10 protein-coding genes are annotated in these 14,572 nt (G+C 36.9%); 7 read left to right on the forward strand and 3 right to left on the reverse strand.

Going from position 1 to position 14,572, the window contains the following annotated elements; genetic code table 11:
- Nucleotides 1–57: 57 nt before the first annotated feature.
- From M0214_RS02570 to pflB, 3 genes are all read right to left on the reverse strand, one after another.
- Complete coding sequence (locus M0214_RS02570) at nt 58–1,317, reverse strand: OFA family MFS transporter (RefSeq protein ID WP_248723915.1); 1,260 nt, start codon at nt 1,315–1,317, stop codon at nt 58–60.
- A gap of 31 nt (nt 1,318–1,348) precedes the next feature.
- The gene (gene pflA, locus M0214_RS02575; protein WP_248723916.1) at nt 1,349–2,128 is read right to left on the reverse strand and encodes a pyruvate formate-lyase-activating protein; all 780 of its coding nucleotides are present in this window, start codon (nt 2,126–2,128) and stop codon (nt 1,349–1,351) included.
- Between the two features lie 88 nt (nt 2,129–2,216).
- On the reverse strand, nt 2,217–4,442 hold the full coding sequence (pflB, locus tag M0214_RS02580) for a formate C-acetyltransferase (RefSeq protein ID WP_248723917.1): 2,226 nt from the start codon (nt 4,440–4,442) through the stop codon (nt 2,217–2,219).
- A gap of 353 nt (nt 4,443–4,795) precedes the next feature.
- Here pflB and M0214_RS02585 point away from each other — a divergent pair, with 353 nt between their 5' ends.
- From M0214_RS02585 to M0214_RS02615, 7 genes are all read left to right on the forward strand, one after another.
- Nucleotides 4,796–6,565, forward strand: coding sequence for a long-chain fatty acid--CoA ligase (locus tag M0214_RS02585; protein WP_248723918.1), 1,770 nt, complete (start codon nt 4,796–4,798; stop codon nt 6,563–6,565).
- Between the two features lie 151 nt (nt 6,566–6,716).
- Complete coding sequence (locus tag M0214_RS02590) at nt 6,717–7,157, forward strand: MarR family winged helix-turn-helix transcriptional regulator (protein WP_248723919.1); 441 nt, start codon at nt 6,717–6,719, stop codon at nt 7,155–7,157.
- A 14-nt stretch (nt 7,158–7,171) separates the two neighbouring features.
- Nucleotides 7,172–9,580 (forward strand): 3-hydroxyacyl-CoA dehydrogenase/enoyl-CoA hydratase family protein, encoded by a 2,409-nt coding sequence (locus M0214_RS02595; protein WP_248723920.1) that lies wholly within the window; start codon nt 7,172–7,174, stop codon nt 9,578–9,580.
- Nucleotides 9,581–9,658: 78 nt separating this feature from the next.
- Entirely contained in the window at nt 9,659–10,849 is a 1,191-nt protein-coding gene (locus M0214_RS02600) for an acetyl-CoA C-acyltransferase (RefSeq protein ID WP_248723921.1), read from the forward strand.
- Nucleotides 10,850–10,871: 22 nt separating this feature from the next.
- Entirely contained in the window at nt 10,872–12,677 is a 1,806-nt protein-coding gene (locus tag M0214_RS02605) for an acyl-CoA dehydrogenase family protein (protein WP_248723922.1), read from the forward strand.
- Nucleotides 12,678–12,766: 89 nt separating this feature from the next.
- Nucleotides 12,767–13,237, forward strand: coding sequence for a DUF6265 family protein (locus M0214_RS02610; protein WP_248723923.1), 471 nt, complete (start codon nt 12,767–12,769; stop codon nt 13,235–13,237).
- Nucleotides 13,238–14,572 (forward strand): M28 family peptidase, encoded by a 1,335-nt coding sequence (locus M0214_RS02615; protein WP_248723924.1) that lies wholly within the window; start codon nt 13,238–13,240, stop codon nt 14,570–14,572.

Consider the following 14,572-nt stretch of genomic DNA (forward strand, 5'->3'; position numbering starts at 1 on the left):
TACCTGCCTCGGGGTTTTTAATAAAAAAAGAAAAAATGGAAATTGTTTTAATATAGCTTAAGCAAACTTTAAGCCTTTATTTATTTTTCTGTACGATAGCACAATAGTTCTTTTCATTAATAATGAAACGATAAGCGCAACTATAAACAGACCAGCAAATACTGCCAGTGTAGCATCTAATGAGCCTGTAGCATTTTTAACCTCATCGTAAATGGTTGGACCAACAACACCTGCCAATGCCCATGCCGATAGAACCATACCGTGGATGGCACCTAATTGTTTTGTTCCGAATAAATCACCAAGGAATGCTGGTAAGGTTGCAAAGCCACCTCCATACATCGTTATCACTGTAAATAGTATGACTAAGAATGCCAACTCCATGGATATTTGTGGCAAGAACCAAAATGCTAATATTTGGAATCCGAAAAAGATAATATACGTGTTAGCTCTTCCTAAATAATCCGATAACGTAGACCACATAATTCTACCTACACCATTAAATACACCAATTAAACCAACGATAGCCGCTGCTTCCATTGGGGTATAATTTAACTTCTCCTGCATCATGGGACTGGCTGCAGAAATAACTGCAATACCGCAGGCTATGTTAATGAACATCATAATCCAGATATAATAAAAACGAGGCGTTCTTAAGGCTTCATTAGCTGTGATATTTGCTAAATCTGCTTTAATTGTTTTTCCTTCACCTGGCTTAAACCCTTCTGGCATGTAACCTTCTGGAGGTCTTTCTATATATCTAGCAGAGACTAGAATTAAAACCATATAAATAGCTCCTAAAATATAAAACGCGTTAGAAACACCTACAGCATCAAATAACGATTGCATCACTGGACCGAAAATCAAGGCAGCAAAACCAAAGCCCATAATAGCCATTCCCGTTGCTAAGCCCCGTCTGTCTGGAAACCATTTTACTAATGTACTTACAGGTGTGATGTATCCAAGTCCGAGACCTATACCACCAATAACACCATAACATAAATAAAATAACCAAAGCTGACCGAATTGAACCGCAAGTCCAGAGCCCAAAATACCCAACCCATAGAACAATCCTGCTGTGGTACCACTTACCTTAGGCCCTACTTTTTCTACCCAACGTCCTAAAAATGCTGCTGAAAGTCCTAATAATAAAATGGCGATTTTAAAAGCCCATTTTATGACACTTCCGTCTACATCAAATATATCCTTTACCGGATTGGTCATTACTGAATAGGCATATACTGATCCAATAGAAATATGTATTCCTACAGCAGATGCCGCTATTAACCATCTGTTTTTTAATTTTTTTTGCTCACTCATGTTCCTGTCTTTTGTGCTGGTTGGTTACCAACTAATTTATTTTTACTTCTTTAAAATATTGTTTTAGTATGTTAACAGCCTCATTGATTTCTTCTTCTGTGTTCTCACGAGCCTCTTTTAGTTGATACTCCCAACCAAGTTTTTCCCATTTATGAACACCCAAAGTATGATAAGGTTGTATTTCAATCTTTTCTATAGTCTTATAATCTTTAAAGTAATCACCCAATTCATGTAATAATTCTGGCTTATTTGTTATTTCAGGAATAAGCACATAGCGCAACCACATAGGTTTACCTGAGGCTTCCCTATATTTTGCGAAATTGAAGGTGGTTTCTTTATTTTTCATTCCTGTTATCATTTCGTAACCATCTTCCCGCATGTGCTTTATATCTAACATCACCAAATCTGCATAGTCATCCAAAAGCTCTTCTGTAAAGTGATTGAGCACTCTACCATTGGTATCAACATTAGTATGAATACCTTCTTCCTTCAGTCTTTGAAAAAAATGAATTAACTCCTTAGATTGTAGTAATGGTTCTCCGCCAGATACCGTAACACCGCCAAACTCACCAAAATACGATTTCATATTTATGGCTCGTTTTACCAAGCTTTCGATAGGATATTCCTTGCCCCCATGTGTATCTATGGTGTCCGGGTTATGACAGTAAGCACACTTTAGCTTACATCCCTGCAAAAAAATAACCATACGAATCCCTGGACCATCGTGCGTACCAAACGACTCTATTGAATGAACCCTTAATGTGTTTTCCGTTGTTTTGATAAGGCTTCTTTTTTTATGTACCCATTTCAAGTCTTTAACGACATAAAAACTTAAAAAGGAAAAATTAGAACTTCCGAAATGTTTAGTTTTCGGAAGTTCTTATTTGACTAATTCATAATTACATTGAATCGTGGAACGATCTTGTAATAACTTCTAATTGCTGTTCTTTAGTTAATCTGATAAAGTTTACAGCGTATCCTGAAACCCTGATGGTTAATTGTGGGTATTCCTCAGGATGTTCCATAGCATCTAATAAAGTTTCTTTGTTAAGAACGTTTACGTTTAGGTGCTGTGCATTTCTTGAGAAGTAACCATCAAGCGTAGTTGAAAGGTTAGCTATTCTATCTTCCTCAGTAGCTCCTAAAGATTTTGGAACTATAGAGAACGTATTTGAAATTCCATCTTGAGAATCTTCATAATCAATCTTAGCAACAGAGTTCAACGATGCAATAGCGCCGTGTGTATCACGTCCATGCATTGGATTGGCTCCAGGAGCAAAAGGAACACCTTTAGCTCTACCATCTGGTGTAGCTCCAGTTTTCTTACCATAAACTACATTAGATGTAATAGTAAGCACAGACATTGTAGGTTCTGCATCCTTGTATACCGGTAATGCTTTTAATTCATTATTGAAGTCTCTAACTGCATCGTGAGCAAAAACATCTACACGATCATCATCATTTCCGTATTTAGGGAAGTCACCTTCAATCTCGAAATCTACGGTTAAGCCTTCTTCATTTCTTATAGGCTTCACTTTAGCGTATTTAATAGCCGACAATGAATCTGCTACAATAGAAAGGCCTGCAGCACCATAAGCAATATTGATTTCTGGATTTGTATCAATTAATGCCATTTGCGCTTTTTCGTAGTAATATCTATCGTGCATATAGTGGATAATATTCATAGAATCGTTATACACACGAGCTACTTCTTTCATGGCAATTTTAAAGTTAGCCATTACTTTATCGAAGTCTAAGTATTCGCAGTTACAAGGTTCAATACCTTCAACCATTTTAGTTCCGGTATTTTCACAACGTCCACCATTAATAGCCAACAATAAAGTTTTAGCTAAGTTGGTGCGCGCTCCAAAGAACTGAATTTGTTTACCTAAAGCTTGATAAGACACACAACAAGCGATTCCGTAGTCATCAGAACCTCTCATTTCACGCATCATATCGTCATTTTCAAACTGAATAGAAGACGTATCTATAGCCACCTTAGCACAATAATTTTTGAACTTTTGAGGTAAATTATTAGACCAAAGTATGGTAATATTTGGCTCAGGTGAAGGTCCTAAGTTATAAAGTGTGTTTAAGAATCTGAACGATGTTTTAGTTACCTTCGTTCTTCCATCTGCAAACATACCACCAATAGCTTCTGTTACCCAAGTTGGGTCACCAGCAAAAATTTCATCGTAAGCTCCCATTCTTAAGTGACGTACCATACGTAACTTCATTACGAATTGGTCAATATACTCTTGCGCTTCAGCTTCTGTGATTAATCCTTGCTCTAAATCATTTTCTATAAAAATATCTAAGAAAGTAGACACATTACCCAAAGACATGGCCGCTCCATCTTGTTCTTTAACAGCAGCTAAGTAGGCCATGTAAGTCCATTGAACAGCTTCGCGCGCATTTTCTGCAGGACGTGATAAATCAAGGTTGTATTTTTTACCCATTTCTATCATGTCGTACAACGCTTTAATCTGATCCGATACTTCTTCACGTAATCGAATTACAGCATCTGTCATTGGCCCCGCAATAGCCTTATGATCTTCTTTTTTAGCCTCGATTAATTTTTCGATACCATATAATGCCACACGACGGTAATCACCAATAATTCTACCACGAGCGTAGTTATCTGGCAATCCGGTTAAAAGTCCTAAAGAACGGAATCTTCTAATCTCTTCGTTATATGCAGAGAAAACACCATCGTTATGACTTTTCACGTATTTAGTGAATAGTTCTGATACCGTATCACTAGCCACAAGACCGTGCTCACTTAAAGCTTTTTGAACCACTTTAAAACCTCCAAAAGGTTTCATGGCACGTTTAAGCAATTCATCGGTTTGCAATCCAACAATAACCTCGTTATCCTTATCTATGTATCCTGCTTCAAAATTACTTACACCAGAAATAATTTCTGTATCTACAGAACGAACGCCATTATTTTTACGTTCTTCCTTACTTGCTTCTAAACAAATATCCCAAAGGGTTTTGGTCTTTTCGGTAGGTCCAACTAAAAATTTCTCATCTCCGTAATATGGTGTTACGTTATTAGTGACGAAATTTCTAACATCGATAGTGTTATTCCAAACACCATTTTTAAATGCTTTTACTTCCATTTTTAATATATTTTTATTTACCTTCTAATTGTTACACCAAATTTAGTCCCTAATACTAAGGTTTAAACTGATATTTGTCATATATAGAGCGATTAACACTTTATCTATCAATACTTTTAGCATTTTGAATATTTAACAAAAAACACACCTGTTCGTTTTCACTTTATCATAAAAAAAAGAGAAAAATTGTTATATTATTATTAAAGAAGCCTTAATAAATCCTATTTATTTCATATTTTGTTGCTCTACATTAGAAAAAATTGAAACAACTCACCAACTAAATAGGGTTAATATGCTCCCAAATATTTCGAGGTGAGCTATATCTGTTTAAAAAAGAAAATACATTTAGGCAAATGAAAGAGGTTACTAGAATTTTTGATTTCCCGAAATATCAACAGGAAAAATTTGCACTTGACAAAGCATTTACCTCCAAATACGATGGTAAATGGGTTAGCATATCTTCCCAAGAATATATAAATCAAGCTAATAAAATTAGTAGAGGTTTATTGCGAATGGGAATAAAGCCTAACGATAAAATTGCTATAATCTCTACCACTAATCGTACAGAATGGAATATTCTTGATATTGGGGTTTTACAACTGGGGGCTCAAAATGTTCCTATATACCCTACTATTTCCAAAGAAGAGTATGAATATGTTTTAAATCACTCTGAAGCCATATACTGTTTTGTCTCAGACGAAACCATTCTAGAGAAACTAAATCAAATAAAAGGTAACACCAAACTAAAGGAGGTCTACACCTTTAATGATATTGAAGGAGAAAAGAACTGGAAAGAAGTTCTTGATTTAGGTGAAGACGACTCTAACCAAAAGGATGTTGAAAAAGCCAAAGACAATGTGAAACCCGAAGATTTAGCTACCTTAATTTATACTTCGGGAACAACTGGAACCCCAAAAGGTGTTATGTTATCTCATAACAATTTGGTTTCTAACGTACTCGATAGTTCTTCAAGAGTTCCTATGGAACACGGAAAAGCCTCGGCGCTGAGTTTTTTACCTATTTGCCACGTGTTTGAACGTATGATTTTATACCTATATCAATATTGTGGTATAGAAATATACTTTGCCGAAAGTATTGAAACAATAAGCGACAACCTAAAGGAAGTTAAACCTTTCATCATGACTGCGGTGCCTCGTCTATACGAAAAGGTATATGATAAAATTATAGCCAAAGGTGCAGAACTTAAAGGCATTAAAAAAATGCTATTCTTTTGGGCCGTGAACTTGGGATTAAAATTCGAACCTTATGGAAAAAATGGCTGGTGGTACGAATTTAAATTAAAGATAGCACGAAAACTCATTTTCAGTAAATGGAAAGAAGGTCTGGGCGGTAACCTTAACACACTGGTATCTGGAAGTGCCGCTTTGCAACCAAGGCTGATTAGAATTTTCTCTGCGGCAGAAATGCCAATTCTGGAGGGCTACGGGCTTACAGAAACATCGCCTGTTATCTCTGTTAACTGTCCGTTTAATATGGGGATTAGAATAGGAACTGTTGGACGAATCATTGATAACGTAGAGGTGAAAATCGCCGATGACGGTGAAATTTTAGTAAAAGGCCCCAACGTTATGATGGGCTATTATAAAGACCCAGAGAGAACAGCTGATGTAATGACGGGAGATTATTTTCATACCGGAGACATTGGAGAAATCAACGATGATAATTTCTTAAAAATAACCGATCGTAAAAAAGATATGTTTAAAACATCTGGGGGGAAATATATTGTTCCCGCTATGTTAGAAAATCAATTTAAACAATCCAGGTTTATAGAACAAATCATGGTTATTGGCGAAGGTAAAAAAATGCCTGCAGCACTTATTCAAATCAATTACGAGTTCGTAGAGGAATGGGCCAGAAGACATGATATTACTTTCGAATCTAACGAAGCAATTATAAAAAGTGAAGTGCTTCATGAACGTATTCAAGAAGAAATCGACGAGGCCAACGCAAACTTTGGAAAGTGGGAACAAATAAAAAAGTTTGAGATAACTCCCGATGTTTGGACTATCGAAGACGGTCACCTTACACCAACAATGAAAATGAAACGTAAAGTGATAAAGGAAAAATACAGTAGCCTTATCGAAAAAATATACAACAGCTAAACTTAGATTAATGGAAGAGACATTTCCTTTTCCATGCTCATAGTTAATATCTTACAGCCTCTTCAACATTATCTTAAATTTCGTTATATATATTAAAAATATTATGCATGCATAATATTTTTTTTTATATTTGGGTTATAACGACCAACCAATGAAAGATAAAACGATTGATTATGTACTAAGAACCACTTGGCTTACGGTTCAGAAAATGTACAATGAGGAAGCGGCGAAATTTGAAAGTACTATGGCAACAGGTTTTACGCTATTGAGCATCGACCCAGAAGAAGGCACACCTTCTACGTCATTAGGCCCAAAAATGGGTATGGAAGCCACCAGTTTGTCAAGAACTTTAAAGACAATGGAAAAAAGAGGCTTAATTGAAAGACACCCTAACCCCAACGATGGTAGAGGCGTAATTATAAAATTAACTCCATTTGGTCGCGAAAAACGAGACTATTCAAGAGAAAAAGTATTGACTTTTAATGAGGTCGTTAGAAAGAATGTGTCGCAGGAAAAAATGGAACATTTTTATGAAGTAGCCGAGCTTATTGTGGATATGGTATCGAACAAAAAAATTTATAACAAAAAATAAATTAGTTTATACAAATGGGTAAACGACTTATAAAAAAAGTTGCTGTTATTGGTTCAGGAATTATGGGAAGTGGTATTGCTTGTCATTTTGCCAACATTGGTGTTGAAGTTTTACTTCTCGATATAGTTCCAAGAGAACTCAATGACATTGAAAAATCTAAAGGACTCACTTTACAAGATAAAGTTGTTAAAAACAGACTTGTTAATGATGCTCTGAAAAAGACTTTAAAATCTAAACCATCTCCTATTTATCACCAAAAATTTGCCAGTAGAATAACAACTGGAAATTTAGATGATGATATTTCAAAAGTTAAAGATGTTGATTGGATTATCGAGGTTGTTGTTGAACGACTCGATATTAAAAAGCAAGTTTTTGAAAACTTGGAAAAGCATAGAACTCCGGGAACACTCATCACTTCTAATACTTCGGGAATCCCCATAAAATTTATGAGCGAAGGCAGAAGCGATGATTTCCAAGAACATTTCTGTGGTACACACTTCTTTAACCCTGCGAGATATTTAAAGTTATTCGAAATTATTCCGGGGCCTAAAACTTCTAAATCTGTTTTAGATTTTCTCAATAATTATGGCGAACAGTATCTGGGAAAAACTTCGGTTATTGCAAAAGATACGCCTGCTTTTATAGGAAACCGAATAGGGATTTTTGGTATCCAATCACTGTTCCATCAAGTCAAAGCACTTGGATTGACCATAGAGGAAGTCGATAAATTAACCGGACCAGTTATTGGCAGGCCTAAATCTGCTACCTTTAGAACGGTAGATGTTGTTGGCTTAGATACGCTAGTGCATGTCGCTAACGGTATTTACGAAAACTGCCCAGAAGACGAAGCCCACGAGCTTTTCAAACTACCAGATTTTATAAACACCATGATGGAAAATAAATGGTTGGGTAGCAAAACAGGTCAAGGCTTCTATAAAAAGGTAAAAGGGGAAACAGGTAAAAGTGAAATCCTATCTCTAGATTTAGAAACCTTGGAGTACCGCAGTAAAAAACGAGCTAAATTCGCCACCTTAGAACTCACAAAGTCTGTTGAAAAAGTTATTGATAGATTTAAGATTTTAGTGTCAGGGAAAGATAAAGCAGGTGCTTTTTACAGAAAGAATTTTGCTGCTATGTTTGCTTATGTATCCAACAGAGTTCCTGAAATATCTGATGAACTTTATAAAATAGATGATGCCATGAAAGCTGGGTTTGGTTGGGAGCATGGACCTTTTCAAATTTGGGATGCCATTGGTGTTGAAAAAGGTATAGATATTATGAAAGAAGAAGGTTTGGAGCCTGCCTCTTGGGTAAAAGCCATGATTAGCGCTGGTAATAGTTCTTTTTATTCCGTGCAAAATGGCGCAACATATTATTACGATATAACATCTAAATCGCATACTAAAAAACCAGGACAAGATGCCTTTATCATTCTAGATAATATCAGAAAGAGTAACGAAGTTTTTAGAAACTCAGGTGTTGTTATAGAAGATTTGGGAGAAGGCATATTAAATTGTGAATTCCAATCTAAAATGAACACTATTGGAGGTGACGTGCTGGCTGGACTCAATAAAGCAATTGATTTGGCTGAAAAAGATTTCGATGGCTTAGTCATAGGAAATCAAGGCGCCAATTTCTCAGTTGGAGCTAATATAGGCATGATTTTCATGATGGCCGTAGAACAAGAATACGACGAACTTAATGGGGCTATCAAGTATTTTCAGGATACTATGATGCGTATGCGCTATTCATCGATTCCAACTATTTCTGCACCTCATGGCATGTCTCTTGGAGGTGCCTGCGAATTATCCATGCATGCCGATAAAGTAGTAGCAGCAGCAGAAACTTATATCGGTTTAGTAGAATTTGGAGTAGGTGTTATCCCAGGTGGTGCAGGGTCTAAAGAAATGGCCCTTAGAGCATCAGACTCGTTTAGAAAAGGAGATGTAGAACTCAATGTTCTTCAGGAATATTTCCTAACAATAGGTATGGCAAAAGTAGCAACATCTGCTTACGAAGCCTTCGACATGGGGCTATTACAAAAAGGAAAAGATGTCGTAGTTGTTAATAAGGATAGACAGATTGCAACGGCTAAAGCCCATGCCAGATTAATGGCAGATGCAGGGTATACACAACCCGTAAAACGCAAAGATGTAAAAGTACTGGGCAAACAAGCTCTAGGTATGTTCTTGGTGGGAACAGATGCTATGGAAGCCTCTAATTACATAAGCGAACATGATCAAAAAATAGCTAATAAACTAGCCTATGTTATGGCTGGTGGAGACTTATCTGAGCCTACACTAGTAACAGAGCAATACTTATTAGATTTAGAGAGAGAGGCATTCTTAAGCTTGTGTACAGAACGAAAAACCTTAGAGCGAATTCAACATATGCTCAAAACAGGTAAACCATTACGTAATTAGAAGATTAGACGTGTTAGATTTCTAGATTATTAGAAGTCTAAAAGGTCTGAAAATCTAGTTTTCTAAAAATCTAAAATTATGAAAACCGCATATATAGTAAAAGCATACAGAACAGCTGTTGGGAAAGCACCCAAAGGTCTATTCCGTTTTAAAAGAACCGATGAGTTGGCCGCTGAAACCATTCAATACATGATGAATGAACTTCCTCAGCTAGATAAAAAAAGAATTGATGATGTTATTGTTGGTAACGCGATGCCCGAAGGCTCTCAGGGACTCAACATGGCTCGTTTAATTTCTCTTATGGGATTAGATAGTGTCGATGTACCGGGCGTAACCGTTAATAGGTTTTGTTCTTCAGGTATTGAAACTATTGCCATTGCAACTGCGAAAATCCAATCGGGCATGGCAGATTGTATCATCGCAGGAGGTGCTGAAAGTATGAGTGCCGTTCCTATGACAGGCTTTAAACCTGAGTTAAATTACGATATAGTCAATTCAGGACACGAAGATTATTATTGGGGCATGGGAAATACAGCAGAAGCTGTTGCCAATCAGTTTAAGGTTTCAAGAGAAGACCAAGATGAATTTGCATTTAATTCCCATATGAAAGCCTTAAAAGCACAGGCAGAGGATAGATTTCAAGATCAGATTGTTCCTATCGAAGTGAATCAAACCTACATAGATGCCAATGGGAAAAAAGCAACTAAGAGCTATACAGTCAACAAAGATGAAGGCCCCAGAAAAGGCACCAATCTAGAGGCTTTAGCTAAACTTCGTCCTGTATTTGCACAAGGAGGAAGTGTTACAGCTGGTAATTCTTCACAAATGAGCGATGGTGCAGCATTCGTTATGGTAATGAGCGAGGCTATGGTTAAAGAACTTAACTTAGAACCTATCGCCAGATTAGTAAACTATGCCGCTGCTGGTGTAGAACCTCGTATTATGGGTATTGGACCTGTAAAGGCTATTCCTAAGGCTTTAAAACTAGCGGGCCTAAAACAAGATGATTTAGAGCTTATTGAATTAAATGAAGCTTTTGCATCTCAATCATTAGCCGTGATACGAGAATTAAACTTAAGCCCAGATATCATTAATGTTAATGGTGGTGCTATTGCCCTTGGACATCCTTTAGGTTGTACTGGAACAAAACTTTCGGTTCAACTATTTGATGAAATGCGTAAGCGCGATATGAAAGGAAAATACGGTGCGGTAACCATGTGTGTAGGCACAGGACAAGGCGCCTGTGGTATTTTTGAATTTTTGAATTAAACTAAAAATCTACAATTAAACTATGGAAGAGAAAGCGATATTAAGAGGAGGACAGTTTCTTGTAAAAGAAACCGCTTGTGAAGATATTTTCACCCCAGAAGATTTTAACGAAGACCAGCTTATGATGAAAGAAGCTGTGACGGAGTTTGTTGATCGCGAAATCTGGGCTAAAAAAGCTCAATTTGAAAAGAAAGATTACGACCTAACAGAATCCTGTATGCGTAAAGCTGGAGAGCTTGGTTTTTTAAGCGTATCAGTGCCAGAAGAATATGGCGGCATGGGTATGGGTTTTGTTGATACCATGCTGGTTTGTGATTTCATTTCTGGAGCAACAGGTTCTTTTAGTACCGCCTTTGGAGCACATACTGGTATTGGAACTATGCCCATAACCTTGTATGGAAGCGAAAACCAAAAACAAAAGTATGTCCCAAAACTGGCTAGCGGTGAATGGTTTGGTTCCTATTGCTTAACCGAACCTAGTGCAGGTAGTGATGCCAATTCAGGAAAAACAAAAGCTGTGCTGTCTCAAGACGGTAAATCATACAAGATTACTGGACAGAAAATGTGGATTTCCAATGCAGGTTTCTGTAATTTAATGATTGTCTTTGCTAGAATCGAAGACGATAAATATATTACAGGTTTTATTGTTGAATACGACCCTGAAAACCCTAATGGCATAACCATGGGAGAAGAAGAGCACAAACTAGGCATACGCGCTTCCTCAACAAGACAGGTCTTTTTTAACGAAACTGAAGTCCCTGTAGAAAACATGCTATCGGTACGAGGAAATGGTTTCAAAATTGCCATGAACGCTCTTAATGTTGGCCGTATTAAATTAGCTGTAGCTTGTTTGGATGCTCAGCGTAGAACAATCTCAGAATCTATAAAGTATGCCAATGAGCGTATTCAATTTAAAACACCTATTTCTAGTTTTGGTGCTATTCGCCAAAAAATTGCCGAAATGGCAACAAACTGCTGGGTAGGTGAAGCTGGTTGCTACAGAGCCGCTAAAAATATTCAGGATCGTATTGATATTAGACGTCAAAATGGCAAGGATTCTCATCAAGAAGCCGAATTAAAAGGTGTTGAAGAATACGCTATAGAATGTTCTATTTTAAAAGTATCAGTTTCTGAATTTGTTCAAAGATGTACCGACGAAGGTATTCAAATCCTAGGTGGTATGGGATTCTCTGAGGAAACTCCGATGGAATCCGCTTGGAGAGACGCTCGTATTTCTAGAATTTACGAAGGCACCAACGAAATAAACAGAATGTTAAGTATTGGGATGCTTATTAAAAAAGCCATGAAAGGGCATGTTGACTTATTAACTCCAGCTATGGCGGTTAAAGAAGAGTTAATGGGTATTCCTTCTTTTGATACACCAGACTTTTCAGAATTGTTTTCAGAAGAAAAGAGCATCGTAAAAAACCTAAAGAAACTATTTTTGATGGTTGCTGGAGCAGCCTTAGAAAAATATGGTGAAAAAATCGAAGAACAACAACAGCTTATGCTAGCAGCTTCAGACATTTTAATTCAAATTTATTTGGCTGAATCGGCTATTCTACGTGCCGAAAAAATGGCCAAAAAAGAAGGCGAAGACAAGGTTAAAGAACAAATTGCTATGGCCAAGCTCAATTTATTCCACGCCATCGATGTTATTGAAACCGCAGGAAAACATTCAATTATTTCATTCTCTAGTGGTGACGAACAACGCATGATGCTTATGGGATTAAAACGCTACATTAAATATGTGAATATGCCTAACATCATTGAACTGAGAAATATTATTGCAAATAAAGTAACTCAGGAAAATAAATATTGCTTCTAAGCAATAGGGTGACTAACTCAAATAAAAACGCTTCAATTTACTTTTTTGAAGCGTTTTTTATTTTGCTTAATTTTATACAAACATCTTTTATGAAAAAAACCATATTCCTTTTACTCCTAATACATGCCTCTTTGCTTCATAGTCAAGACACCAAAAAACTTGAACCAAAGCTGGAAAACATTGCTTGGATTTCTGGTAATTGGAGAGGTGAAGCCTTTGGAGGCGTTACAGAAGAAAACTGGAGCAAACCTTCCGGCGGTTCCATGATGGCTACTTTTAAGCTAATTAGTGATGGTAAAGTGGCTTTTTATGAAATCGAAATAATAAGAGAACTGGAAAACACCCTTGTGTTACAGCTAAAACACTTTAACAATGATTTAAAAGGATGGGAAACAAAAGACGAAACTGTTGACTTCCCCTTAAAATACATCACCAAAGACAAAGTTGTTTTTGAGGGTATGAGTTTTGAAAAAGTAAGTGAAAATGAAATGAATGTTTATGTAGACATTCACCAAAAAGATGGTTCTGTTAGTACAACCAAATTTAATTATAAGAAATAAATGAAGTATTTTATAGTTTTTCTTCTTTTAACAATATCGCCTACAATCAAAAGCCAGAACAAGACTGTATTGTATGATATTATTGATGCCATATCGGCCAATAGAATTCAAAATGACATACAAACACTAGTTGATTTTGGAACTAGAAACACCTTTAGCGATACCCTCTCTACAAGTCGTGGTATTGGAGCAGCACGCAGATGGATAAAAAAAGAATTTGAAACCATCTCTGCTGATTGTGATAATTGCTTGGAGGTTTTTTTTCAAAAAGATTTTGTTACAAAAAAGGGTAACACCAGAGTTCCTCACGATACTTGGGTGGTCAATGTTGTTGCTATACAAAGAGGAACCAAATACCCAAACAGGTATGTTATTATGAGCGGTGATATAGATTCCAGAGCTAGTGATACCATGGACTTCACCACCGATGCTCCTGGTGCAAACGATAATGCTTCAGGAATGGCAGGTACTTTAGAAGCTGCTCGAGTTCTATCGCAATACAAATTTGATAGTAGTATTGTGTATGTGGGTTTATCGGGCGAAGAACAGGGCCTTTTTGGTGGTGCTGGACTGGCCAATTATGCTAAAAAGAATGACTGGGAGATTATTGGTGTATTAAATAATGACATGATTGGCAATATTAAAGGAGTAGATGGTGTAATCGATAATCGTACTTTTCGAATTTTTTCAGAACCTGTCCCCCATACCGAGACTGAACGCCAAAGAAAATTAAGAAGGTATTATGGCGGTGAAGTAGATGGGATTTCTCGCCAATTAGCGCGATATATCTACAAAACTACTAGAACCTATATGCCAGAAATGAACCCAATGATGGTGTATCGATTAGACCGTTTTGGCCGTGGCGGACATCACCGTCCGTTCAACGATTTAGGATTTGCTGGTGTTCGTATCATGGAGGCTCATGAAAATTATAACCAACAGCATCAGGATATAAGGGAAGAAAATGGTATTGCGTATGGAGACGTTATTGAACACGTTAACTTCGATTATGTGAAAAAACTAACTGCTGTAAATGCCATCAACCTTGCAAGCCTCGCCTGGGCACCTCCAGCTCCAAAAGAAGTCTCTATTGGAGGGGTTGTTGAAGCATCTGCTCGTTTTATATGGCAGAAAGTAGACCATGCAAAAGGATATAAAATATATTGGAGAGATACTACTTCCCCAACATGGGACAATAGCCGTTATGTAGAAGGTCTTTTAGGTACTACACTAGATGGTATTGTTATTGATAATTATTTCTTTGGTGTTGCAGCAGTTGGAGATAATGGCTTCGAGAGCCCAGTAGTTTTTCCTAATAAAATAATGATTCGATAA

This window comes from Seonamhaeicola sp. ML3 (assembly GCF_023273855.1).
GTDB lineage: Bacteria > Bacteroidota > Bacteroidia > Flavobacteriales > Flavobacteriaceae > Seonamhaeicola.

Coding starts and splice junctions, on each gene's coding strand:
- M0214_RS02585 (WP_248723918.1), top strand. CDS start 4,796: ATGAAAGAGGTTACTAGAATTTTTGATTTCCCGAAATATCAACAGGAA.
- M0214_RS02590 (WP_248723919.1), top strand. CDS start 6,717: ATGAAAGATAAAACGATTGATTATGTACTAAGAACCACTTGGCTTACG.
- M0214_RS02615 (WP_248723924.1), top strand. CDS start 13,238: ATGAAGTATTTTATAGTTTTTCTTCTTTTAACAATATCGCCTACAATC.
- M0214_RS02605 (WP_248723922.1), top strand. CDS start 10,872: ATGGAAGAGAAAGCGATATTAAGAGGAGGACAGTTTCTTGTAAAAGAA.
- M0214_RS02600 (WP_248723921.1), top strand. CDS start 9,659: ATGAAAACCGCATATATAGTAAAAGCATACAGAACAGCTGTTGGGAAA.
- M0214_RS02610 (WP_248723923.1), top strand. CDS start 12,767: ATGAAAAAAACCATATTCCTTTTACTCCTAATACATGCCTCTTTGCTT.
- M0214_RS02570 (WP_248723915.1), bottom strand. CDS start 1,317: ATGAGTGAGCAAAAAAAATTAAAAAACAGATGGTTAATAGCGGCATCT.
- M0214_RS02595 (WP_248723920.1), top strand. CDS start 7,172: ATGGGTAAACGACTTATAAAAAAAGTTGCTGTTATTGGTTCAGGAATT.
- pflB (WP_248723917.1), bottom strand. CDS start 4,442: ATGGAAGTAAAAGCATTTAAAAATGGTGTTTGGAATAACACTATCGAT.